The sequence below is a fragment of the Pseudolysinimonas sp. genome (assembly GCF_044239695.1).
Taxonomy (GTDB): Bacteria; Actinomycetota; Actinomycetes; order Actinomycetales; family Microbacteriaceae; genus Pseudolysinimonas_A.
This window is the reverse complement of the sequence record NZ_JBIIAW010000024.1, coordinates 1-22,806: the sequence shown is the minus strand read 5'-3', so window position 1 is coordinate 22,806 and position 22,806 is coordinate 1. Positions and strand designations below refer to the sequence as shown.

At 69.8% G+C, this 22,806-nt stretch carries 26 protein-coding genes and 1 pseudogene; 14 read left to right on the top strand and 13 right to left on the bottom strand.

Going from position 1 to position 22,806, the window contains the following annotated elements; translation table 11 throughout:
• Position 1 precedes the first annotated feature (1 nt).
• The 6 genes from ACILQS_RS05735 to thyX all read right to left on the bottom strand — a co-directional run bounded on the left by ACILQS_RS05735 (position 2) and on the right by thyX (position 6,032).
• Entirely contained in the window at positions 2-973 is a 972-nt protein-coding gene (locus ACILQS_RS05735; RefSeq protein ID WP_395639151.1) for an efflux RND transporter periplasmic adaptor subunit, read from the bottom strand.
• Between the two features lie 124 nt (positions 974-1,097).
• A complete protein-coding gene (locus ACILQS_RS05730) occupies positions 1,098-1,616 on the bottom strand; it encodes a GNAT family N-acetyltransferase (RefSeq protein ID WP_395639150.1) in 519 nt (172 codons plus the stop codon).
• Positions 1,617-1,619: 3 nt separating this feature from the next.
• Entirely contained in the window at positions 1,620-3,296 is a 1,677-nt protein-coding gene (locus tag ACILQS_RS05725; RefSeq protein WP_395639149.1) for a ribonuclease J, read from the bottom strand.
• Complete coding sequence (gene dapA, locus ACILQS_RS05720) at positions 3,293-4,270, bottom strand: 4-hydroxy-tetrahydrodipicolinate synthase (RefSeq protein WP_395639148.1); 978 nt, start codon at positions 4,268-4,270, stop codon at positions 3,293-3,295. Before dapA ends, ACILQS_RS05725 begins: the two co-directional genes overlap by 4 nt.
• A 77-nt stretch (positions 4,271-4,347) precedes the next feature.
• Positions 4,348-5,190, bottom strand: a complete 843-nt coding sequence (locus tag ACILQS_RS05715) for an endonuclease domain-containing protein (RefSeq protein WP_395639147.1) — start codon at positions 5,188-5,190, stop codon at positions 4,348-4,350.
• A 143-nt stretch (positions 5,191-5,333) separates the two neighbouring features.
• Positions 5,334-6,032 (bottom strand): FAD-dependent thymidylate synthase, encoded by a 699-nt coding sequence (thyX, locus tag ACILQS_RS05710; RefSeq protein WP_395639159.1) that lies wholly within the window; start codon positions 6,030-6,032, stop codon positions 5,334-5,336.
• A 127-nt stretch (positions 6,033-6,159) separates the two neighbouring features.
• Here thyX and ACILQS_RS05705 point away from each other — a divergent pair, with 127 nt between their 5' ends.
• Genes ACILQS_RS05705 through ACILQS_RS05690 form a run of 4 tightly spaced genes read left to right on the top strand, consistent with a single transcriptional unit; the run spans position 6,160 to position 8,426 of the window.
• The gene (locus tag ACILQS_RS05705; RefSeq protein ID WP_395639146.1) at positions 6,160-6,576 is read left to right on the top strand and encodes a thioredoxin family protein; all 417 of its coding nucleotides are present in this window, start codon (positions 6,160-6,162) and stop codon (positions 6,574-6,576) included.
• Positions 6,573-7,067: a DUF4395 domain-containing protein gene (locus tag ACILQS_RS05700; protein ID WP_395639145.1), complete on the top strand. Its 495-nt coding sequence runs from the start codon at positions 6,573-6,575 to the stop codon at positions 7,065-7,067. The genes ACILQS_RS05705 and ACILQS_RS05700 overlap by 4 nt, the downstream gene beginning before the upstream one ends.
• Positions 7,068-7,100: 33 nt before the next feature.
• Positions 7,101-7,526: an OsmC family protein gene (locus ACILQS_RS05695; RefSeq protein WP_395639144.1), complete on the top strand. Its 426-nt coding sequence runs from the start codon at positions 7,101-7,103 to the stop codon at positions 7,524-7,526.
• 3 nt (positions 7,527-7,529) lie between these two features.
• Complete coding sequence (locus ACILQS_RS05690) at positions 7,530-8,426, top strand: TIGR01777 family oxidoreductase (protein ID WP_395639143.1); 897 nt, start codon at positions 7,530-7,532, stop codon at positions 8,424-8,426.
• Here ACILQS_RS05690 and ACILQS_RS05685 read toward each other — a convergent pair.
• A complete protein-coding gene (locus tag ACILQS_RS05685) occupies positions 8,410-8,850 on the bottom strand; it encodes a hypothetical protein (protein WP_395639142.1) in 441 nt (146 codons plus the stop codon). The genes ACILQS_RS05690 and ACILQS_RS05685 overlap by 17 nt on opposite strands.
• 6 nt (positions 8,851-8,856) lie before the next feature.
• The gene (gene dapB, locus ACILQS_RS05680; RefSeq protein ID WP_395639141.1) at positions 8,857-9,585 is read right to left on the bottom strand and encodes a 4-hydroxy-tetrahydrodipicolinate reductase; all 729 of its coding nucleotides are present in this window, start codon (positions 9,583-9,585) and stop codon (positions 8,857-8,859) included.
• A 23-nt stretch (positions 9,586-9,608) separates the two neighbouring features.
• On the opposite strand from dapB, the gene ACILQS_RS05675 reads away from it, so the two are divergent.
• Positions 9,609-10,079 (top strand): GNAT family N-acetyltransferase, encoded by a 471-nt coding sequence (locus tag ACILQS_RS05675; RefSeq protein WP_395639140.1) that lies wholly within the window; start codon positions 9,609-9,611, stop codon positions 10,077-10,079.
• A gap of 63 nt (positions 10,080-10,142) precedes the next feature.
• Here the strand turns inward: ACILQS_RS05675 and ACILQS_RS05670 are convergent, their stop codons facing one another.
• Positions 10,143-10,751 (bottom strand): histidine phosphatase family protein, encoded by a 609-nt coding sequence (locus ACILQS_RS05670; protein ID WP_395639139.1) that lies wholly within the window; start codon positions 10,749-10,751, stop codon positions 10,143-10,145.
• A gap of 43 nt (positions 10,752-10,794) precedes the next feature.
• A complete protein-coding gene (locus ACILQS_RS05665; protein ID WP_395639138.1) occupies positions 10,795-12,150 on the bottom strand; it encodes a M16 family metallopeptidase in 1,356 nt (451 codons plus the stop codon).
• 157 nt (positions 12,151-12,307) lie between these two features.
• Between ACILQS_RS05665 and ACILQS_RS05660 the strand changes: the two genes are divergently transcribed.
• Positions 12,308-12,904 carry a TetR/AcrR family transcriptional regulator gene (locus ACILQS_RS05660; RefSeq protein WP_395639137.1) on the top strand — a complete coding sequence of 199 codons (597 nt, stop codon included), beginning with the start codon at positions 12,308-12,310 and terminating at the stop codon, positions 12,902-12,904.
• A gap of 106 nt (positions 12,905-13,010) precedes the next feature.
• Positions 13,011-13,385 carry a hypothetical protein gene (locus ACILQS_RS05655; RefSeq protein WP_395639136.1) on the top strand — a complete coding sequence of 125 codons (375 nt, stop codon included), beginning with the start codon at positions 13,011-13,013 and terminating at the stop codon, positions 13,383-13,385.
• An 81-nt stretch (positions 13,386-13,466) separates the two neighbouring features.
• Here ACILQS_RS05655 and ACILQS_RS05650 read toward each other — a convergent pair whose 3' ends face one another.
• Entirely contained in the window at positions 13,467-14,492 is a 1,026-nt protein-coding gene (locus ACILQS_RS05650) for an aldo/keto reductase (protein WP_395639135.1), read from the bottom strand.
• Positions 14,493-14,941: 449 nt separating this feature from the next.
• Here ACILQS_RS05650 and ACILQS_RS05645 point away from each other — a divergent pair, with 449 nt between their 5' ends.
• Entirely contained in the window at positions 14,942-15,310 is a 369-nt protein-coding gene (locus tag ACILQS_RS05645) for a hypothetical protein (protein WP_395639134.1), read from the top strand.
• A 65-nt stretch (positions 15,311-15,375) separates the two neighbouring features.
• On the top strand, positions 15,376-15,660 hold the full coding sequence (locus ACILQS_RS05640; RefSeq protein ID WP_395639133.1) for a hypothetical protein: 285 nt from the start codon (positions 15,376-15,378) through the stop codon (positions 15,658-15,660).
• 84 nt (positions 15,661-15,744) lie between these two features.
• Here ACILQS_RS05640 and ACILQS_RS05635 read toward each other — a convergent pair whose 3' ends face one another.
• The gene (locus tag ACILQS_RS05635) at positions 15,745-18,024 is read right to left on the bottom strand and encodes a polyribonucleotide nucleotidyltransferase (RefSeq protein WP_395639132.1); all 2,280 of its coding nucleotides are present in this window, start codon (positions 18,022-18,024) and stop codon (positions 15,745-15,747) included.
• 247 nt (positions 18,025-18,271) lie between these two features.
• Between ACILQS_RS05635 and ACILQS_RS05630 the strand changes: the two genes are divergently transcribed.
• From ACILQS_RS05630 to ACILQS_RS05615, 4 genes are read left to right on the top strand one after another with little or no spacing between them, the layout of a single operon-like run.
• A complete protein-coding gene (locus ACILQS_RS05630; protein ID WP_395639131.1) occupies positions 18,272-18,901 on the top strand; it encodes a DedA family protein in 630 nt (209 codons plus the stop codon).
• 9 nt (positions 18,902-18,910) lie between these two features.
• A complete protein-coding gene (locus ACILQS_RS05625) occupies positions 18,911-19,288 on the top strand; it encodes a thioredoxin family protein (RefSeq protein WP_395639130.1) in 378 nt (125 codons plus the stop codon).
• 10 nt (positions 19,289-19,298) lie between these two features.
• Entirely contained in the window at positions 19,299-19,493 is a 195-nt protein-coding gene (locus ACILQS_RS05620) for a DUF5302 domain-containing protein (protein WP_395639129.1), read from the top strand.
• 55 nt (positions 19,494-19,548) lie between these two features.
• On the top strand, positions 19,549-20,067 hold the full coding sequence (locus ACILQS_RS05615) for a hypothetical protein (RefSeq protein ID WP_395639128.1): 519 nt from the start codon (positions 19,549-19,551) through the stop codon (positions 20,065-20,067).
• A 67-nt stretch (positions 20,068-20,134) separates the two neighbouring features.
• On the opposite strand, the gene ACILQS_RS05610 is transcribed toward ACILQS_RS05615, so the two are convergent.
• Positions 20,135-22,030 (bottom strand): hypothetical protein, encoded by a 1,896-nt coding sequence (locus tag ACILQS_RS05610; RefSeq protein WP_395639127.1) that lies wholly within the window; start codon positions 22,028-22,030, stop codon positions 20,135-20,137.
• Positions 22,031-22,171: 141 nt separating this feature from the next.
• Between ACILQS_RS05610 and ACILQS_RS05605 the strand changes: the two are divergent.
• Positions 22,172-22,806: pseudogene (locus ACILQS_RS05605) on the top strand (hypothetical protein); the annotation flags it as partial.

Sequence of the window (22,806 nt, the reverse complement as noted above, 5' to 3'; positions counted from 1 at the left end):
CTCAGCCGCCGTAGCCGATGATGATGCCGCCGTCGGTCGGCATCCCGGGATCGGCGGGGGCCCCGGGCACGAATTGCATGACCAGCTCGCCCTCCTCGAGACCGTCGACCACCTCGACGTTGATGCCGTCGGAGAGACCCAGGGTCACCGGGCGCTCCTGCGTCTCGCCGGTCTCCGGATCGACGACGTAGACGACGCCCGACTCGGCGGCACCGAGCACCGCGGTGACCGGCACGACGAGCACGTTCTCGGCCACTCCCGCGGAGATCGTCAGTTGCGCGACGAGGTCGGGGAAGACCGTCACATCGGCCGGCACGACGCACCGCGCCGTGGTGCCGGAACCCGCACCGGGATCGCCGGTGCCCGGGTCCTCGCCCGTGCCCGCCCCGGCGAGCGGCGTCGTCACGGTGAGATTCGTGCAGGTGAAGGGCGCGGGGCCGCCGGTCACCGTGACCGTGCCCTCCGTCGGCGCCGCCACCAGGCGGTAACGATCGGCCGGCTGCACGGGTGCGGTGATGTAGAAGCCCGGAGGAGCGATCTGCGCCACGGTGGTGCCCGCCGTCGTGCTCTGGTTGGCGACGATCGACAGCGCGGAGATGGTGCCCGCGACCGGCGCCGTGATCGCGACCGTGATGGCGCGTCCCGACGAGTTGACGCCCTTGACGACCCCGATCTGCTGACCCGCGCCGACGACCGAGCCGACCCCGACGTCCACGCTCGCGAGCGTGCCGTCGAGCGGCGCCTTCACCGGCACCGCGTCGTCGGCCTTGACCGTGCCGCTGAGCACGACGTCGTTGCTCACGGTCGAGATCATCACCGGCACCTGGGGATCGACGAATCCCCCGGTCGGTTCCTCGCCGCCGGCCCCCGCGGCGGACGTGCCGAAGAACGCGAGCTTGACGAGAGCGACGGCGATGGCCGCCGCGATGACGAGACCGAGGATCGGGAAGACCCATTTGCGGGCGACGGACATAGAGGTCTCCATTCCAGGCGGGAACACACCGCTCCCTGACAGGCGGTGTCAGTTCATCGAACCAGCGCGGCGACCGGATCGCATCCCAACCATTCGGCCACCCCGGACGTCCGCTCCTCGGACTCTAGGGCGAGTTCGAGGGCCGCGGCGTCATTCCCGAGGATGACTCGGCGAGATTTTCCTCGGCGGATCTCAGCATCACCGTGCCGTCAGCCGACCGCCCCACCGGCACGAACCCCGCGGCCTCGTAGAGCGCGCGGGCCGGATTGCCGTCCTCGACGTTGAGGCTGAGCCGCGGGTGACGGGCGATCGCGGCGCGGAGCAACTCCCGACCGATGCCTGCGCCGCGCCGCTCGTCGATCACCGCGATCCCGATCTCCGGCGTGCGATCGTCCACGAACCCGTAGCCGGGGTCGCCGACGAGGAAGAGCCGCCACCAGACGCCGCCCACGAAGCCACCGTCATCCTCGGCGATGATGCCGCCATCGCCGAGGCGTCCCCAGTCGGCGGTGTAGGTCGCGAACTCCGGCCGTTCCGCCCAGAACGCTCGTCCGCGCCCCGGCCCCGGTCGCCAATCCGCGGTCAGAACGAACAGCTCCGCGATCAGATCGGCATCCGCCGTCGTCGCGGGGCGGTACCGCACCACTCAGGCCTCGATGACGACCGGGATGATCATCGGACGGCGGCGGTGCTGACTGTTGACCCAGCGTCCGACGGTGCGGCGCACGATCTGCTGGAACCCGTGCTGGTCGTTCGTGCCGTTCTTCGCCGCCTCTTCGAGCGCCTTGACGATCTGCGGACGCACGCCGTCGAAGACCGAATCGTCTTCGGCGAAGCCGCGCGCCTGGATCTCCGGGCCCACGATGCATTTGCCGGTCTGGGTGTCGATCGCGATGAAGATCGAGATGAACCCCTCCTCGGCGAGGATGCGACGGTCCTTGAGGTCGGCATCCGTGATCTCGCCCACGGTGGACCCGTCGACGTAGACGAAGCCGATGTCGAGCTGCCCGACGACCTTCGCGACGCCGTTCTTGAGATCGACGACCACGCCGTTGTCGCCGATGATCGTGCGCGAGGGCTCCACCCCGGTCTCGATGGCCAGGTCGGCGGCGGCCCGCAGGTGACGGGCCTCGCCGTGCACCGGCAGCACGTTGCGCGGCTTGATGATGTTGAAGCAGTAGAGCAGCTCTCCGGCGGAGGCGTGTCCCGAGGTGTGCACCTTCGCGTTGCCCTTGTGCACGACGTTCGCGCCGAGCTTGATGAGCCCGTTGATGACGCGGTAGACGGCGTTCTCGTTGCCCGGGATCAGGCTCGAGGCGAGGATGACGGTGTCGCCGGATCCGACCTCGATCTGGTGGTCCTGGTTCGCCATGCGCGAGAGCACGGCCATCGGCTCGCCCTGGGATCCGGTGCTCATGAACACGACGCGGTCGTCGGGCATCGTGATCGCGGTCTTCAGGTCGACGATGACGCCCGGCGGCACGTGCAGGTAGCCGAGGTCGGCGGCGATGCCCATGTTGCGCACCATCGATCGCCCGACGAAGGCGACGTGTCTCTCATTGGCGACCGCGGCATCCAGAACCTGCTGCACGCGGTGGACGTGCGACGAGAACGAGGCGACGATGACGCGCTTCGTCGCCCGCGAGATGACGTTCTCGAGGATCGGGCCGATCTCGCGCTCGAGCGGGGTGAAGCCGGGCGTGTCGGCGTTCGTCGAGTCGGGCAGGAAGAGGTCGACCCCCTCCTCGCCGAGGCGGGCGAATGCGCGGAGGTCGGTGATACGCCCGTCGAGCGGGAGCTGGTCCATCTTGAAGTCGCCGGTGTGCAGCACGAGGCCGGCGGGGGTGCGGATGGCGACCGCGAGGGCATCCGGGATCGAGTGGTTGACGGCGACGAACTCGAGCTCGAACGGGCCGAACCGATCCGTCTGGTCGGCCGCGACGACGCGCGTCTGCGGCTGGATGCGGTGCTCCTTGAGCTTCGCCTCGACGAGCGCGAGGGTCAGCCGGGATCCCATCAGCGGGATGTCGCCCCGCAGCTTGAGGAGGTACGGCACGGCGCCGATGTGGTCTTCGTGACCGTGCGTGAGCACGACGCCGACGACGTCCTGCAGGCGCTCCCGGATCGGCGCGAAGTCGGGCAGGATCAGGTCGACGCCGGGCTGGTGCTCTTCGGGGAACAGCACGCCGCAGTCGACGATGAGCAGCTTGCCCTCGTACTCGTAGACCGTCATGTTGCGGCCGATCTCGCCGAGACCGCCGAGCGGGTAGACGCGCAGCGTGCCGGACTCGAGCGCCGGCGGCGTCAGCAGGGCGGCGTTCATCGGGTGGTCCCCGCGATCTTGGGCAGCGCCCCGCCGGCCGCCGCGTTGGCGTCGGGACGGAACTTCTTGGGGTCGATGCCCTCGATGTCGTGCACCAGGGCGATCTCGTCCTCGATCAGGGCGGCCTCATGTTCTTCGGGCCCGACGAGCGGCAGACGCACGCGCGGGCTGGTGATCCGGCCGAAGCCGTGCAGGATGTACTTCGCTGCGACGGTGCCGGGCACGTGGGTCATGGTGGCGCGCACGAGCGGCTCGAGAGCCCGGTGCGCGGCGCGCGCGGTGTCGAGATCGTTGGCGTTGACGGCATCCACGATCTCGCGGTACTTGGCGGGGGCGATGTTCGCGGTGACGCCGATCAGGCCGGTGCCGCCGATCGCGAGCGTCGGCAGCGCATTGCCGTCGTCGCCCGCGAAGTAGAGCAGGTCGGTCTGGTTGAGCACGCGACTCACTTCGCTGAGGTCGCCCTTGGCGTCCTTCACCGCGAGGATGTTGGGGTGCTTCGCGGCACGCAGGATCGTCTCGTATTTGATCTCGACGCCCGTGCGTCCGGGGATGTCGTAGAGGATCACCGGGAGGTCGGTCGCGTCCGCCACCATCCGGAAATGGGTGAGGATGCCGGCCTGCGTGGGCTTGTTGTAGTACGGCGTGACGATCATCACGCCGTCGGCACCGGCCTTCTCGCTCTTGGAGTAGAGCTCGATGGCGTGCGCGGTCTCGTTCGATCCGCCGCCGGTGATGACCTTGGCGCGACCCGCGGCGACATCCTTCGCGACCTCGACGAGCTTGATCTTCTCGGGGTCGGTGAGCGTGCTCGTCTCCCCGGTCGTGCCGGTGACCACGATGCCGTCGGCGCCGTGGGTGACGAGGTCGTCGATGTGCTTCTCGACGTCGGCCCAGTGCACCTCTCCGTCGTGGGTGAACGGGGTCACCAACGCGACGAGCACCTGCCCGAACGGATTCTCCTGCGACGACACGTACCTCAGGCTACCGGGGTTGGACGAGGCCGGCGTGTGGTCGGCTCAGCACCGGCGAGGGCGACGTGCCGACGATCTCACCGCGTGTCGCGGCGGCTCGGTGCTGTGCGGTCGAGATGGATGCCGGCGTCGACGAGCCGCTGGACCGCCAGCACGACCGTCTGCGGGTCGCGCGTGATCGCGCGATAGCGCACCCTCAGCACGACGAATCCGAGCGCCGTGAGCAACAGGTCCCTCGCGTTGTCGTGATCGAGCTCCGCCGGAGTGTAGTGGTGGGCCCGGCTGTCGCACTCGAGCACGAGCCGGTCGCCGACGACGAGATCGAGGCGATCGAGGTCGGTGAACGGGACCGGCACCTGCGGAACGGCCAGAATGCCCGCTTCTGCGAGCAGGACGCGCACGATCGACTCGGATCCCGACTCGGCACGTCGATCGACGAGCGCCAGCACCCGGCGAAGCCTGCGCGGGAGCGCAGCAGCGGCGAATTCGAGATCGACCTGCGTGAGCGAGGAGCGACGCAGGATGGAGTCGAGGATCGCGACCGCGATCTCGGGACGCTCGGTGTGCAGCACCTGGGGGACGATCTCCTCGACGGTGCAGACGCCGAAACGATGGCGGCCGGCCGGGCCGCGAATGATCCGAGAATCCGTCTGTGGCAGATGCGAACCGCGGGGCACCTCGACGCGCAGCCGACGCATCGGCGGCGACCAGAATCCGTGATGGCGCGCGGCGCTCGCACCTGCGACGCGACCTCCCAACCGGGCGGCCTCGAGGATCTCGTCTGTACACGTCGCGTCGGCGACGACGCCAGGACGGACGCGCCGCAGCCGCCCCCGACGGATCTCCGTCCGGATGGCAGCATCTCGGATGCCCGCCTCGCGCAGTTCTCGAATGGTCGCGATTCCGTCGACGAGGTGCATGCCCCGAGGTTCACGCACCTCGATCCGACGGCATCCGCTCGTCGTCATCGCTGGGGGCTTCGCCCGCTCAGCACCGTTCGGGAGGACTCGCGGCGTGTCGTGCCGCGTGTCCTCTGTCTGCGTTGCTCAGCGGGCGATGAACCCTACGGAGCGACCCGGCCGCCCGCCTCGAACGCCGCGTGGGTGAGCGGCATCAGCGGCTTCCAGGCCTCCTCCATCAGTTCCGCGACCATCTCGATCTCGCGCTGCGGGAACGACGGGAAGTGCGAGTCGGGGCGCTTGGTGCGCAACGACAGGAAGTTCATCAGCGACCGGGCGTTCATCGTCACGTACATCGACGAGTAGAGCGAGAGCGGCAGAACCGTGCGGGCGACCTCGCGGGCGACGCCGGCATCCAGCTGCTTCTGGTACTCGGCATAGGCGAACTCGGCGACGGCACGACCGGAGGAGACGGCGAGGTCGGTGAGCGACGGGTCACCCGGGATGAAGTCGTACGCGCCGGGCTTGCCCACCTGCACGAGGTTGCGCTCGGGGCCGGGCACGTAGAAGACGGGTCGCATCTCGCGGTAGCGACCGGACTCCTCGTTGTAGGAGGCGATGCGGTGGCGCATGAACTCGCGGAAGACGAAGAGCGGCGCCTGCACGTAGAAGGTCATCGAGTTGTGCTCGAACGGCGACCCGTGGCGGTCGCGCATGAGGAAGTTGATGAGGCCCTTGTCCTTCGAGCCGGCCTCGGCACCCGACGCGGCGTCGTCGAGGGTCTGCTCCCCCATGGTCGACACGCGAGCGGCGAACACGACATCGGAGTCATGAGCGCTCGAGCGCACCAGCTCCACGGTCATGTCGGAACGGAATTGGATGTCGCGGGGCTCGTCCTCAGGCACGGCCTCACGATATCCGTCCCGAGCGTATGACGGAGTGTGACAGGCCCGGGTGACGCGGGGCGACGCGCTCACTACCTTCGGGCATATGGATGCCGGAACCGTCGCGATCGCGCTCGTGGGCCTCGTGCTCGCCGCGACGCTGCTCGGCGTGCTGCACCGGGCGACCCAGGGCCGCGCCCGGAGCGTCTCCGACCGTCGGATCGTGAACATCGAGGGCATCCCCCTGGGTGCGCGGGCGACACTCCTCCAGTTCTCGACGGAGGTCTGCGCGCCGTGCACGGCCACGGCCCGTGTGCTCGACGACCTCGCGACGCGCACCGAGAGCGTGACTCACGTCGACCTCGACGTGACCCACCGTCCCGACCTGGCTTCTCGCTTCCGCGTGCTGCAGACCCCGACCACGCTCATCCTCGACGCCGACGGGGTCGTCCGCACCCGCATTCGCGGTGCGGTGCGGCGCGACACGATCGTCGCCGAACTCGAGAAGGTGCTCGCCGCATGACCGCTCTTGCCACGTCCACCCGCGGCATCGACCCGCGGGGGCCGCGCGTCACCGCCGGAATCGTCGCGGTGAAGTTCCTCGTCGTGATCGCCCTGGCACTGCTCGGTCTGGAGTCCCCCGCCTTCGGCATCGCCGCGCTCGTGCTCGCCATCTACGCCGCCGCGATCTTCCTGTGGGGCGCCGTCGCCGGGGTCCAGCGGCATCCCTACCGTTTCGTGTTCTCGAAGCTGATCCGCCCCCGGCTGGCGCCTCCCGCGGAGCTGGAGAACCCCACCCCGCCGACCTTCGCCCAGGGTGTCGGACTGGTCGTGACCGTCGTCGGCATCGCCGTGTACTTCGTCGTCGGCCCGATCGCCCTCGTCGTCGCGGGCGTCGCGGCGTTCCTCGCCGCCTTCCTCAACTCGGTGTTCGCCTACTGCCTCGGCTGCCAGATCTACCTGCTGCTGGCGCGCGCCGGCATCGTGGGCCGGCGGGGCGCCTCGACCGCCTAGGCGCTGCCCAGCCTCGGACCGTAGGCTCGCGTCATGGCACTCACTTCTGAAGCGACGACGCTCTGGTTCGGCGATCTGATGAGCGGCTCGGGTACGACGAGCCTCGACTCCTCCGACGCGGGAGAGTTCCCCGTCACCTGGCAGGCGCGGTCCGAGGGGGCACCCGGCCGCACGAACCCCGAGGAGCTGCTCGGCGCGGCGCACTCGGCCTGCTACTCGATGGCGTTCTCCAACGCGCTCGGCCAGGCCGGTCACGCGCCGGAGAGCCTCCAGGTGACGGCCGCCGTCACGTTCCAGCCCGGCGAGGGCATCACCGGCATCCATCTGCTGGTGAGTGCGAAGGTTCCGGGCCTCGCGGCCGACGAGTTCCAGAAGCTCGCCGAGGACGCCAAAGCGAACTGCCCGGTGTCGAAGGCCCTCGCGGGCACGACGATCACCCTCGAAGCGAGCCTGGCCTAACCGGTGCGCATCCTCGTCGCGGGAGCGTCCGGCCTGATCGGGCGACCGCTGGTGAGCGCCCTGCGCGCGGAAGGCCATCGGGTGGATGTCCTCGTCCGAGGCCGTGCGGCGGCGTCGGACGCCGAATACGCCTGGGATCCCGACGCCGGGGAGATCGCGCCGGACGCGCTCGCCGGCGCCGACGCCGTGATCAACCTCTCCGGGGCGTCGATCTCGCGCATCCCGTGGACGAAGGGCTACCAGCGGGAACTGGTGTCGTCGCGGATCAACGCGACCCGGCTGCTCGCCGAGTCGATGGCCACGATGGAGAAGCCGCCGTCGACGTTCCTCAGCGGATCCGCGGTCGGGTTCTACGGCGATCGTCCTCGCGTGCGTCTCGACGACGACTCGCCGAAGGGCGACGGCTTCCTCGCCGACCTCGTGCTCGCCTGGGAGCAGGCCGCGGCCCTCGCTCCGGCGAAGACCCGCGTCGTCACCCTGCGCACGAGCGTCGTCGTCGCGAAGTCGGGTGGCATGGCGCCGGTGCGGCTGCTGACCCAGTTCTTCCTCGGGTCGCGGTTCGGTGCCGGAAGGCAGTTCTGGCCGTGGATCTCGCTCGACGACGAGGTGCGCGCGATCATCCACCTGCTCGACTCGACGATCTCGGGGCCGGTCGTGCTCGCCGGCCCGACGCCGGCGACCGCGGATGACGTGACCCGGGCCTTCGCCGACGCACTGAAGCGCCCCCGGTGGCTGCCGGCACCGACCTGGGCCATCCGCCTCGGGCTCGGCGAGGCCGGACAGCGCCTCCTGCTCGACGACGTCCAACTGCAGCCGGTGCGGCTCGCCGCCGACGGCTTCGCGTGGAAGCATCCGACGATCGCAGATGCGGTGAAGGCGGCGCTCAGCTCCCGCGACTGAGGCGGATGGCCTGCCGCGTCGCCCACCGCGCACGACGCCGGTCGCCCGCGGCGTCGTAGGCGAGCCCGAGCCGGAACCAGGTGCGCCAGTCCTCGGGCGCGCCCTCGGTCGCCGCCTGATAGGTCGGGAACACCTCCACGGCCGCCGCCCGGTCGATCCGTCCGCTCGGCCGCAGCGGCAGCTCTTCGGTGGGCAGTCCGCCCTCCGCCTCGAGTCGAACCCCGAGGCGCTCGGCGCGGATCGCGAACCGCAGTTCGACGACGAGCGCCCAGATCGCGAGCAGGGGCAGCACGAACAACGCGATCCCGAGTCCGATCGCGACGGGTTCACCGACCGAGATCAGCAGCAGCCCGTAGCGCAACGCGAAGACGAGGTAGATGACGAGCAGCCCGGCGGTGACGCCGACCGCGATCTTGGTGCGCACGGCTGCTCAGAGTCCGAGCAGGGCGCCGAGCCCGACGACGAGACCCGTCGTCGAGGTCGCGGCCCGGAGCGCGAGCAGGATGCCCGGCTCGTACGACTCGTCGGACAGGGTCTCGTGCACGATCCGAACGGTCTCCCCCGCCCCGCCGAGCACGACCTCCTGCCGGGCGCTGACCCCCGACATCCGCAACGAGTGCACGGGCACACTCGCGACCAACTGCCCGCGGGCGCGCTGGTCGGCGTGCGGCGCGGCGACCGGACCCAGGTCGGCGCGCGCGGCGGCGATCAGTTCCGCAGTGCGGAGCGCAGTGCCCGACGGCGAGTCGGTCTTGCCGGCGTGGTGGGCTTCGACGATCTCGATCGACTCGAAGTGCGGGGCCGCGAGCTCCGCGAACCGGGTCGCGAGGGCGGAACCGAGAGAGAAGTTCGGGATGACGAGAGCGGTGAGTTCGGGGTCCGCGGTGATCCGGGTGGCGACCGGCGCGATCCGGTCGCTCGTCCAGCCCGACGTGCCGATGACGATCGGGATGCGGCGGTCGAGCGCCGCCTCGACGACCCCCGGCGAGACGGCCGGCACGCTCACATCGATGACGACGTCGGCCCCGTCGAGGAGCTCGAGCGAGTCGTGGCGCCCGACGCGGGCATGCACGTCGAAGTCGTCGCTCGCCGACAGCATCCGATCGATGAGGCCGCCCATCCGCCCCGACGAGCCGACGATCGCGACGGAGGTTGCCATGCCGTCCAGCTTAGGGTTGGGCCGTGCTGAAGTTCCGCGAGACCTCTGTCGTCGACCCGATCGCCGACGAGTTGCTGGGCGAGTACTTCGGGATGCGGGAGCACGGGATGACGTCGTACCGCACCTTCCGCCCCGATCCTGCGACGTTCACCCCGCCCGAGGGGGTGTTCCTCGTCGCCGAACTCGACGGGGCGCCCGTCGGCTGCGGAGGGATGCGGATGCTCTCCCCCGCCCGCGGCGAGATCAAGCACCTCTGGGTGCGCCCCGCCGCCCGCGGCACCGGCTCCGGCCGCGCGCTGCTGCTCGAGCTGGAGCGCCGTGCTGCCGGGTTCGGCGCGACCGAGGTCGTGCTCGACACCAACGAGCGCCTCGAAGCGGCGCAGTCCCTCTACCGCTCGTCGGGCTACGTCGACGTCGAACCGTACAACGACAACCCGAACGCGACGCAGTGGTTCCGCAAGCACCTTCCGCCTGACGCCGAGAGGGTCTTCTGACGCACGAGAGCCCCGTGCGCGACCCTCTCCCGTGTCAGAGAGGGTTCTGTGCGGGCGATCAGGTCAGTAGGGCTGCTCGACGGTGAGGCCGGTGCGTAGCTCGGCGGGCAGGTGACCGAGGTCGTTGTGGGTGACGAGCACCGGCGGCTTCGCCGACCGGACGCGGATGATCGTCAGCCCGCAGTTCGCCTGATTCACGCCGAGCCACCGCCAGGTCGGGGCGCCGAAGGCTTCGCGCACGAACCAGCCGATGACGAAGTTGTGGGTGATGAGCAGATCGTGCCGGTCCTCGCCGGCCGGCGGCGTCATCCATTCGGCGAGGGCGTCGGACATCTGCGCCTCGCCCGCAGCGATCTCCTCCGGGGTGACGCTTCCGAAGAACGATTCGAACGCGTGCGGGAGCTCGGGGGTCGGTCCCGACGGGATGCAGTCCATCAGCAGGGCCGACGGCTGCGGCTCGAGGGCGGGGAGGCGCTCGGTCATGATCCGGGCCGTCTCCTGGGCGCGCTGGAGCGGGGAGGTCCAGGCGCCGGAGAAAGGCACCCCGCTCAGCCGCTCGGCGATCGCGTGCGCCTGCCGGATGCCGCGCGCGCTCAGCGGGCCGTCGGGGAGGCCGTGTTCGGCGTCCTGCTGCTCGCCGTGACGCACGAGGTAGAGGTAGCGGGAGGGCACGGCGACTCCTTCGTCGGAAAGCTCAGGGTTCGAACGGCGGGGGTCAGGCGGCGGCGACGGTGCCGTCGAGCCCGGCGAGGGCGTCGACATCCACCGATCCCACGGCCGCGATCGACAGCGGGCGGGAGGCGAGTTCGGCGGCGAGGTCGCGCACCTGATCCACCGTGACGGCCCCGATGCGGCGGAGGGTCTCGTCGAGGTCGGCGAACTCCCCCATCGTGAGCTCGGACCGGCCGAGCCGGGTCATGCGCGTGTCGGAGTCCTCGAGGGCGAGAGCGGAAGCCCCACCGAGTTGTCCCTGGGCGCGGGCCAGCTCCTCGGCGGTGATACCGCCGTCGGCGAGCTTGCGGAACTCGTCGAGCATGAGCCCGGCGACCTGGGGCGCCTTCTTCGGCGTGCAGCCCGCGTACAGGCCGACCACGCCGGCATCCGAGTAGGAGGCGGCGAACGAGTAGACCGAGTAGGCGAGGCCGCGCTTCTCGCGGATCTCCTGGAACAGGCGCGAGGACATCCCGCCGCCGAGCACCGAGTTGAGCACCGTCAGCGCGGGGCGCCGCGCGTCGGCGGCGTGGAGACCGGGGACGCCGAGCAGCAGGTTGGTCTGCTCGAGCGGCCGGTCGACGACGACCAGCGGGCTCCCGCGGCCGACGAGGTCGAGATTCGGGTCGCGGCGCGCGACCGGGCTCGCCGACAGCGTGAGGTTCCACTCGGCGGCCTCGAGGGCGGTGATCGTCCAGGCGACGAGTTCGTCGTGGTCGACCGCGCCGGCCACCGAGATGACGAGGTCCTGGGGGCGGTAGTTGGCCCGGTAATGCTCCCAGACGGCCTCGCGCGTGACCGCCGAGATCGCGTCGGGGTTACCGCCGATCGGACGGCCCAGCGGGTGATCCCCGAAGACCCCTTCGAAGAACCGCTCCGAGACGACATCCGAGGGGTCGTCGTCGGCCATCGCGAGCTCTTCGAGGATGACCCCGCGCTCGCTCTCGAACTCCTCGGGATCCAGCAGTGACGAGGTGAACATGTCGGCCAGCACCCGCACCGCCATCGGCAGGTCGAGGTCGCGCACCTTCGCGTAGTAGCAGGTGTACTCCTTGGCCGTCATCGCGTTGTGCTCGCCACCGACGGCGTCGAACGAGACGGCGATGTCGAGGGCGGTGCGCGTGGTCGTGCCCTTGAACAGCAGGTGCTCCAGGAAGTGGGTCGACCCGAAGGTGACCGGGACCTCGTCGCGGGATCCGACGGCGACCCAGAATCCGACGGTCGCGCTCTGCGAACCGGGGACCTGCTCGCTCAGGATGCGCACCCCACTGGGGAGGATGGTGCGCCGCACGAGCGAGCCACCGGAGGCGGCGATCTCGAGTTCAGAGAGGTCGAGGGGGAATGCCACGGCGCCGTTCATCGTGTCGAGCGTACGTCACGTCACCCGCGCCGCGCCGCCACCCCCGAACGGGGTCATGGCGGACAGACGAGCCTGTCTGTCCCCCCGTGCTATCGTCATCCCGGACGACTCCCCTCCGTCACCGTCCGCGTCGCCCCGCGCCGAACCGAAAGCCCTCGTGTCCATCACCATCGATCCGCCCCTGACGCAGCTTCCCGAAGCTCCGGCCAAGCTGCGCATCCTGCTGACCGCCGACGAGCTGTTCTACGACGACGGCATCCGCGCCGTCGGGGTCGACCGCCTGATCGCCGCCTCGAACGTGACGAAGGCCACGTTCTACAAGCACTACGGGTCGAAGGACCGCGTCATCGCCGCCTACATCGGCTACCGGCACCGACGCATCGCCGAGGCGGTCGCCGAGCGTGCCGCCGCGAACGACACCGCACTCGGCACCCTGTACGCGACGCGGGATGCCGTTCTCGAGTCGATCGCCGCCCCCGGCTTCCGCGGCTGCCCGTTCATCAATGCCGCCGCCGAATTCTCGGATTCCCAGCATCCGGTCCGCATCGCCGTGCGCGAGCACCGGGAATGGTACGCGACCATGCTCGAGCGCCTCACCCGCGCGCTCGGTCACCCGATGCCGGGCGATGCGGCCGACGACCTCGTGCTCGCCCGCGACGGGGCGATGAGCGGTGGGTACGCGGGCGACCCGATCGCCGCGTCGACGGCGCTGTCGCGCACCTTCGACCGCGTCATCGCCGAAGCCGTTCGCTGAGCACTACCACTAACTGGACGACCCCCGGAAGAGGGGCGAGTGGATGCTGGCCGCCGCTATGCTCGGCTCGCGCGGACACCCCCGCGCCCCAGTGGAAGGCTTCAGCGTGGAAATCACGATCGGATTCACCCTGACCCTCATGTTCGTCATCGCCGCGATCGGCGGCGTGCTCGCGCTCGTCGACGGCATCACGCGAGCACGTGGCGGAGCGGCGATCCTCGCCATCCTCGAGATCATCGTGGCGGTGCTGTTCCTCATCTCCCTGTTCGTCGTCGGGCTGCCCCTCCGGATCGGAGACGTCGAGTTCACCTCGCCGCTGCTCGGCCTGATCCTCGTCATCCTGCTGCTCATCCAGCTCGCGTTCCGCAGCAGCGTTCGGCGCGGCGGGGTCGCGATCACGCTGATCGCGATCATCCTGCTGGTGATCTGGTTCGTCTTCGGAATCGGCGCGCGCGTCGTCATCCCGGGCGTCAACGCCTGACCCTCGCACCCCCTCGACCGTGTCGGCTCTCAGGAGCCGGTGCTGCCGGACAGCGGCACCACAACTCGACCGTGTCGGCTCTCAGGAGCCGGCGCGGTCGAGTGCTGTCAGCTGGGATCTCGTGAGATTCACCTCGGCGGCGGCGACGAGGTCGAACACCTGGTCGGCGGCACTGGCCGACACCACGGGCGCTACGACGTCGGGCTTGCTCAGCAGCCAGGCGAGCGCGATCGTCGCCAGGGGCGCGTCGTGCTCCGCGGCGACGACGTCGAGCGCCTGGAGCACCCGCATCCCGGAGCGGTTCAGGTAGCGGCCGACTTCGGCGCGACGGGTGCGATCGAGGTCGGTTTTCGATCGGTACTTGCCGGTGAGGAATCCGCTGGCCAGCGCGAACCGCGGCATGACGCCGAGCGAGAGCGTCGCGGCGATCCCCGCGAGACCTTGTTCGTACTCGCTCCGGAACACCAGGTTGTAGTGGTTCTGCAGGGCCACCATCCGCGCGACCCCGAGCTGCGCGGAGGCGATGCGGGCTTCGATGAGGCGGTCCCCGGTGTGGTGAGAGCCGCCGAAGTAGCGCACCTTGCCCGAGCGGACGAGTTCGTCGACGGCGAGGAGCGTCTCTTCGAAGGGCACGTCGGGGTCGTCGATGTGCAGGTACAGCAGGTCGATCCGGTCGGTGCGCAGGCGACGCAGGGAGGCTTCGACCGCCGCCGTGATGGCGCGGGCCGAGACCCCCGGGTGATCGGCGCTCTTGCCGACCTTCGTCGCCAGCACGATGTCGTCGCGGGCCCCGCGGGCGCGCAGCCAGTTGCCGAGGATGATCTCGCTCCGGCCGCCCGCGTAGGAGTCGGCGGTGTCGACGAAGTTGCCGCCGCGAGCGACGTAGGAGTCGAGAACCCGCTCGCTCTCGGCCGAGTCGGCGGTCCAGCCGAAGACGTTTCCGCTCAGGGCGATCGGGAAGACCTCGAGGTCGGAGGAGCCGACCCGGCGGCGCACCGCGCGGGGCGACCCGACGATCGCGCGGGTCTCGGCGGTCGAGATGGCCGGCGCCCATCGGGTGGTGATTCCCGCAGGCGGCGTGACGACGGGAGCTGCGTCTTCGGTCATCCGGCGCCTCCTCGACCCCGCTCACGTGAGACGTGCCGTCTGCGGGTGCGGCTCGTACTGGTCGTAGGTTAACTCCGCGCTCCCCCGGTTCCCGGGCGACGTGGCCGAATCGTTACGGCGCGCCGACGCCCCCGTTCGGGTGACCCGCAGACGTGAACTTCTCCCGAACTCGCCGTCAAGCCCTCCCGCACGCGGGACCGGCGTCGTACCGTAAGGGTGCGCGGATGCCACGAGCATCCGGAGCCGGGTCGTCCACAGCGCACGGACCGGCCGCCGCTCTCCACGTGAAGGGCCGTTCCCCGTCCGCGCCCGAACGGGGGCGGCCCTTCGTCCATTGCCGCGGGTGCGGTCTTGACACCCACCCAACGATCCGCGACGGTCGAGCGTCTACGTAGATGAAGGGTGAGGCCGCGCCGGCTCTCGCCACGAACGGCCGAGAGGATGCCGACATGACCTCCCCAGCACCGCGGACCGAGGCCCGGTCCCCCCGTCCGCTCGGCTGGTGGCTCGCGCCGCTCGGCGTGTTCGCCGTCGTCGCGATCGGCACCCTGTGGGCGATCCCGCGTCCCGCCGAAGCGTGCATCATGATCTATCCGGCGCCCCCGGAGTGCGCGACCGGGGGCGCTCCGACGGCCCTCATCCCGTTTCTGGTGCTCATCGTCGGGCTGTACGCCGCGATCGTCACCTGCGCGCTGCTCATCCCGGCGCGGCTGCGACCGCTCGTGCTCGGGGTGCTCGCCGGCGCGATGGCCCTCGTCTTTCTGATCGGACTCGCCTCGGCGCTCGCCGCGGCACAGCAGCCGCAGATCTTCTCCTGATGACATCGCGCGCCGCAGTGGGCTCGCGTCGCCGGCGCCTCCTTCGGGTGTCGATCGTCGCGGCCGTGGGCGTTGTGCTCATCCTGTTGATCCGCGGGATGCCCACGCTCTGCCCGGCGATCGACCCGGCTCCGCCGTCGTGCGCCCCCGACGCCCGACACGCGCCGGCGCTGGTGGCGCTGCTCGTGCTCCTCGCGGTCTGGGCGATCGCCGCGACCCTCGCGCTCCTGATCCCCGACCCGCACCCGGTGCTCGACGCCGGGTCGACCGGCGCCGTGGTGGTCGCCGCCCTGCTCGGCGCCGGCTTCACGCTCGTCGCCAGCGGCTTCAGCATCCCGCTGCTGCTCTGACCCGACCGGGCCCGCGGCATCCCGCGAAACGACGGATGCCGCCTCCTCGTGAGAGGAGACGGCATCCGGTGGATCCGGTGGTGATCAGCCTTCGGCGGGAGCCTCCGGGCCCTCGCTCGCGGCAGCCGACGAGTCGGTGTCCGCGGCGTCCGCGTCATCGACGACCGGGGCGAGCGACAGCTTGCCCTTGTCGTCCATCTTGGTGATCTCGACCATGATCTTCTGGCCGACGCCGAGCACGTCTTCGACGTTCTCGACCCGCTTGCCGCCGGCGAGCTTGCGCACCTCGCTGATGTGCAGCAGGCCGTCCTTGCCGGGCATGAGCGAGACGAACGCACCGAAGGTCGCGATCTTGACGACCGTGCCGAGGAACCGCTCGCCCACCTCGGGGTTGATCGGGTTGCCGATCGCGAGCACCTGGGCGCGCGCGGCCTCGGCCGAGGGACCGTCGACGGCGCCGATGTACACGGTGCCGTCCTCCTCGATCGAGATGTCGGCGCCGGTCTCGTCCTGGATCGCGTTGATCGTCTTGCCCTTCGGGCCGATCAGTTCGCCGATCTTGTCGACCGGGATGTTGACGCTGATGACGCGAGGCGCCGTGGCGGCCATCTCGTCGGGGCCGTCGATCGCCTGGTTGATGACCGCGAGGATCGCCGTGCGGGCTTCCTTGGCCTGCTTCAGCGCACCGTCGAGCACCGACGACGGCAGGCCCGCGAGCTTGGTGTCGAGCTGGATCGCCGTGATGAAGTCCGACGTGCCGGCGACCTTGAAGTCCATGTCGCCGAGCGCGTCTTCCGCACCGAGGATGTCGGTCAGGGCCGCGTAGCGCGTCTCACCGTCGACCTCGTCGGAGATGAGGCCCATCGCGATGCCGGCGACCGGGGCGCGCAGCGGCACACCGGCGTTGAGCAGCGACAGCGTCGAGGCGCAGACCGAACCCATCGAGGTGGAGCCGTTCGAGCCGAGGGCCTCGGAGACCTGACGGATCGCGTAGGGGAAGTCCTCACGCGGCGGCAGCACCGGCACGAGGGCGCGCTCGGCGAGGAAGCCGTGCCCGATCTCGCGACGCTTCGGCGACCCCACGCGGCCGGTCTCACCGGTCGAGTAGGGCGGGAAGTTGTAGTGGTGCAGGTAGCGCTTCTTCTTGACCGGCGCGAGCGAGTCGATCTGCTGCTCCATCTTGAGCATGTTCAGCGTGGTGACACCCAGGATCTGGGTCTCGCCGCGCTGGAAGATCGCCGAGCCGTGCACGCGCGGGATGACCTGCACCTCGGCGTCGAGCGCCCGGATGTCGGTCAGGCCGCGGCCGTCGATGCGGATGCCGTCGGTCAGCACGCGAGTGCGCATGACCTTCTTGCTCACGGACTTGTACGCGGCGCTCACCATCGGCGGAACCTCGCCGCTCAGCTGGCCGTTCTCGACGCGCTCGTTGATCGCGAGCTTGACGCGCTCCTTGAGCGAGTCATCGGCGTTCTGACGCTCCTGCTTGTCGGCGATCTGGTAGACGCCCTTGAGCTCGTCGTACGCGATCTCGGCGACGGCGTTGTAGGCCTCGTCCGAGTACGGCGGGAACAGCGGGAAGTCCTGCACGGGCTTCGCCGACTGCGCCGCGAGCTCCTGCTGCGCCTTGATGAGCTGCTTCAGGAACGGCTTCGCCGCCTCGAGACCCTGCGAGACGACGGCCTCGTCGGGCTTGGTGGCGCCGGCGCGGATGAGCTCCCAGCTGCCTTCGGTCGCCTCGGCCTCGACCATCATGATCGCGACATCCTCGTTGCCGTTCGCGTCGGTGACGAGGCGGCCGGCGACCGTGAGGTCGAAGACCGCGTCGGCGAGCTGGCTGAACTTCGGGAACGCGACCCACTGGCCCTCGATGAGAGCGAGACGGATGCCGCCGACCGGACCGTAGAACGGCAGGCCGGAGATCTGCGTCGACGCCGAGGCGGCGTTGATCGCGAGGGCGTCGTAGAACTCGTCGGGCGCGATGCTCAGCACCGTGATCACGATCTGCACCTCGTTGCGGAGGCCCTCGACGAAGGTCGGGCGCAGCGGCCGGTCGATCAGACGGCAGACCAGGATCGCCTCGGTCGAGGGGCGGCCCTCACGACGGAAGAACGAGCCGGGAATCTTGCCTGCGGCGTAGGAGCGCTCTTCGACATCCACCGTCAGCGGGAAGAAGTCGAACCCGTCGCGCGGGTGCTTGCCGGCGCTCGTGGCGCTCAGGATCATGGTGTCTTCGTCGAGGTACGCGGCGACCGCGCCCTGCGACTGCTGGGCGAGACGCCCGGTTTCGAACCGCACGGTACGCGTGCCGTACTTGCCGTTGTCGAGAACAGCCTCGGCGAACTTGATTTCGGGACCCTCCATGGGTCACTCCTCTTTGTTGTGAGGAGCAGGAGCATGCGCAGAAGTACCCCGCTGCATCTCTGCAGCTCAGGGGCGCAATCTGGCCAACAGTAGAAGTGCTCTGAACCCCGCGCGTCTGAATGACACTGTGTTCAGAAGACCACCACCGGTGACCAACTTGTGCGCCGGCCTGCTCCGGGTGTCGACTGCCGAATGGCAGCCTTTGCGATGATACCGGACGTTCACTCCTGGCGGGTAGAAACGCCGGGTGAACGAAATCGAACAGGCGCTCCTCGGGATGGCGGCGTCGCCGTGGATCTACGCCGCCCTGTTCCTCCTCGTGATCGCGGACGCCTTCCTCGTGCTGCTGCCGAGCGAGACCCTCGTCGTCGCGCTCGGGGCCCTGGCGGCGACGGGGGGCGAGCCGTCGCTGCTCCTCCTCGTGCCGGTCGCGGCAGTCGGCGCGCTCGTCGGCGATTCGCTGTGCTACCTGATCGGCCGCCGGATCGGGATCGACCGGTGGGCCTGGCAGCGTCGCGGCCGAATCGCCGCGGCCCTGTCCCGCGCCCGCGCGACCGTGCTGACCCGGCCCGCCGTCCTCATCTTCACCGCCCGCTACGTCCCGTACGCCCGGATCGCGGTCAATCTCTCGGCGGGCGCCGCAGGGCTGCCCGCGCGCCGGTTCCTGCCGCTCGCCGCGTTCGCCGGCACGGCCTGGGCGATCTACAACGTCAGCGTGGGTGCACTGTTCGGCACTGCCCTGCCCGGCTCCCCCGTGCTCGCGATCGCGCTGTCCGTCGCCGTGGCGATCGTGCTCGGAATCGCGGTCGACCTCGTCGCCCAGCGCCTCGCGGCGCGGCGCGACCCCACCCAGCGCGACCCCTCATCCCCCTCATAAGCTGGGCCGATGGCCACGCGCGACCTGACCTTCCCCGACTTCGAGTCGACCGTTCTCGAGCCCGGCGTCGACTCGGGCATCGTTCTCGTCGACTTCTGGGCTGCCTGGTGCGGCCCGTGCCTGGCCTTCGCGCCGATCTACACCGCGGCCGCGGAGGACAACCCGGATGTCCTGTTCGCCAAGGTCGACACCGAGGCCAACCCCGACCTGTCGGCGGCGTTCGAGATCCGCTCCATCCCGACGCTGATGATCTTCCGCGACGGGATCGGCGTCTTCTCGCAGGCCGGCGCCCTCCCCCGTCCGGCGCTCGACGACCTGCTCGGCCAGGTGCGCGCCCTCGACATGGATGCCGTGCGCGCCGAAGTGGCCAAGCAGGCCACCGCCTAAGCTGGGCGACATGAGCGACAAGCCCGACGAGAACGCCGCCGAGACCTCCCCGTCGGAGGAATCGAAGCGCAAGTTCCGCGAGGCGCTCGAGCGCAAGAAGCAGAACGCCCAGAGCCGGCCCGGTCACCTCGACGGGGATTCCGCGATCCAGGGCACGCACCGCGCCGCCGGCAACAAGCGGGAGTTCCGCCGCAAGAGCGGGTGACGCACCGCGTCAACACCCGTGACTCGGGGAGGACGCGGGCGCTACAGTCGGTGCCATGTCCGACCCCGTGAAGCCCGAACCCGCTGTTCCCGCCACGACGACTCCGGCCGAGCCGGTGGCGTCGACGACCGCGGCCGTCACCGAACCGGCGCCCGAGCCCGCCGTCGTCCCGGCCGCGGACCCCGCGCCGGTCGCCGTCGCCGAACCTGTCGTCGTCAAGAAGAAGCGCGGTGTCGGGGCGTGGTCGTTCATCCTCGGTCTCCTGACCGGCCTCGCCGACGTCGCGTTCGTCGTGTTCGTCGTCGTGGTGCTGATCGGCGCGGTGGGCGACCTCTCCGCCGGCAACCTCGCCGGGATCTCGACCGCGATCGGCGCCGCCGGACTCGTGGTCCTCGCCCTCTTCGTCTTCTTCGGCGGCTTCCTCAGCGCCGGTGTCGCCGTGCTGCTGGGTCTGATCGCCCTCGTGAGCGGTCGGGGTCGCGTGCTCGGCGTCTTCGGGCTGCTGTTCGGCGCGGGGGCGATCGCCCTCCGCGTCGCGCTGCTCTCCGCCGGCTTCAGCCCCGACCTCGGCTGAAGCCGTTATCCAGAAGAGCCGCCCCGGTCTTCGGGGCGGCTCTTCTGCGTTCCAGGTGCCGCGCGGCTCAGCGCTCCGACAGCACGATGATCTTGTCGCCCGGGGCGAACGCTCGCGTCGCGTGCTTCTGCGGGTTCACGGTCACGCCGTAGAGGTGCTCGCTACTGCGGGCATGCTTCTCGATGCGATATCCGATCGCCGTCTCCCCCCGCCGACGCGCGGCCTCGAGCACCGTGTAGAAGTCGGTGTCGGCACCGTCGGCGACGTATAGCTCGGCCGGACGCAGGTAGATCTCGGCGCCGGACGCGGAGAACAGTTCGTCGAAGACATCCGTCAGCCGCTTGTTCTCACTGACCTGCGAGAGCATCAGGCTGATGAGCTGGTCGCTGACGATGAAGTCATCGGCCTGGGTGACCTCGGCGAGTTCGCGGTTGCGGTCGTCGATCATCTCGCTGACGACGTTCAGGTCGACATTCTTCTGCTCGGCGATGTCGCGCAGGTGCAGCAGCGTGATCAGCGTCTTCGCGTCGGCCCGCTGCGCCGGCAACGTCTCCTTCGCCGCGAGCACGATGATGTGGTCGTACTCGTGCGCGTACAGCGCGTCGAGCACCTTCCGGCTCGTCGGGTCGCCCTTCTGGAAGGTGACGTCGAGGTTGGTGAACGGGTCGAAGCCGGGCTCGTCGACATCCGCGACGATCGTGACCCGCGAGCGCGGCACCGAATACTGATCGAGTTCGACGAGCATGAGGCGCAGGCCCTCGTTGTAGCCGAGCATGAGGGTGGTCTCGGGGAGTTCGGGGGTGATCGCGGCCGCACTCACGTGGGCGAGCTCGGGCACTCCGGGCTCGGAGAGTCGGATCGTGTCGTCGTCCTCCGCGATCACGACGATCAGGTCGCCGGCGGCGAGCACGGCATCCGCCGACGGGTTGAGCGTCACCTTCCCGCCCTGCACGAGCCCCATCACGGTGGAGTCGGCGAACGCGAGCTGGGCGTCGAAGTAGGTGCGTCCGACGAGGCTCGGCTGCTCGGTGAAGTAGATCTCCGCGCCGTCGAAGTCGAGAAGCTCGGAGTACACGACCGAGAGGCCGCTCTGGCGGCAGGTCTGCACCGTGATCCGGCTGATGAGCTCGGTCGACAGCACCCAGTGCGCCTCGTCGCGGCCGACGAGTCGAGCCGCCTCGAGGTTGCCCGGCTCCTGCAACTCGCCCACGATGTGGTACTTGCCGTCCTTGCGGTTCGGGTTGTTCGTCACCGCGAGGGTGGTCTTGATGACGGTCGAGTCGGGGTCGTCGCCGTCCTCCGGCGCGAGCACGATGATGCTGCGCGCGGTGTGCGGGTTCGCGACCTCGAGTTCGGCGAGGTTCATCGGGTCGCCCGAGCGCACGATGATCTTGGTCGTGCCGAGGTTCGTGACCTGGGCCTTGATGTCATCCTCCATCTCGACCTTGTCGCGGTCGGCGAGGATGACGATCGCGCTGCGCCCGCGCGACTCGTTGGCGGTGCAGATCTCCCGGACGATCGGAAACACCTTGGTGCTCCAGCCGAGGATGAGGGTGTGGTTGTCCTCGAGCACCCGCGAGCGGCCCTTGCGCAGCTCCTCGACCTTGCTGTCGAACGCGCCCGAGACGATGCCGATGAGGCTCGCGACGATCACCAGACCGCCGATCGTGACGATCAGCATCATGATACGGAACGGCCACTCCTGGTCTCCACCCATCGTGCCCGGGTCGAGGGTGCGCATCAGGCTGCGCCAGATGAGGTCGAGCGGGCCGAGCGAGTTGTCGCCGAGGTTGTCGTCGTCACGGATGAGGTTCAGCACGATCCAGGCGATCGTGCCGAGCACCGCCACGAAGACGACCGTGGCCAGGCCCAGCAACGCCATGAGCGCGATCGGCCCGCGCGCCATCCAGTTGTCGAACCAGTAGCGCAGGCGTTCGCCGAGGCTGGGCTTGGTGGTGCTCATTCGTGTTCCTCCGTCGGACAGTTCCTGAAGATTAGCGCGAGCTGAAGGCCCGCTTCTGCTCCGCGATCACGGGCCTCGGCGGCGCCGCTACAGTGTTCGCAACCGGAGCCCGATCCGGGTGTCACTGCGAAAGGGAACGCGATGACCGAGCCCGGCCCCTTCGCGCCGCCGAGCGGCGCCCTCACCCCACGACCGCCCGAGCCCGTCGCCCCGGTCAACTCGCCCGCTCCCCCGCTTCCGCCGCCGGCGGGACTCCCGATCGGAGCGGCGCCACGGATTCCACAGCAGGTGGTATCGGCGCCTCCTCCCCGGCGACGCTGGCTGATCCCGGTCATCATCGGCGGTTCGCTCGTCCTGCTCCTCCTTGTCGGTGGCGTCGTGTTCGCGGCCGTTCAGATCGCGCGATCCATCGGCACGGCGAGCCCATTCGCCGAACCTTTCGCGGAAGAGCCGGAGATCCCGGAGTCAGAGGAGCTTCTCGAGGGCGCTCCGGGGTCGCCGGTCGCCACCGATCCTCTCCTGTGCGCGGTGTGTTTCGGCCACGACCAGATCGCCGGCCTCGATGCTCCGGGGCAGGCCTACACGTCACTAGGTCTGCCACTTTCGTCCCAGGACACGGGGAGCGGCCAGGCCGGCACCGAGCACCGCGTGAACTACGACGCCTGGCGCACCCAGGACGGGTCACCCGACGACTGCTTCTTCAGCTTTCCCTACGCACCCATCGCCTCCCCGGAGTCGGATTTCATGCTGTCGTCCGACCCGGGATATGACGACGA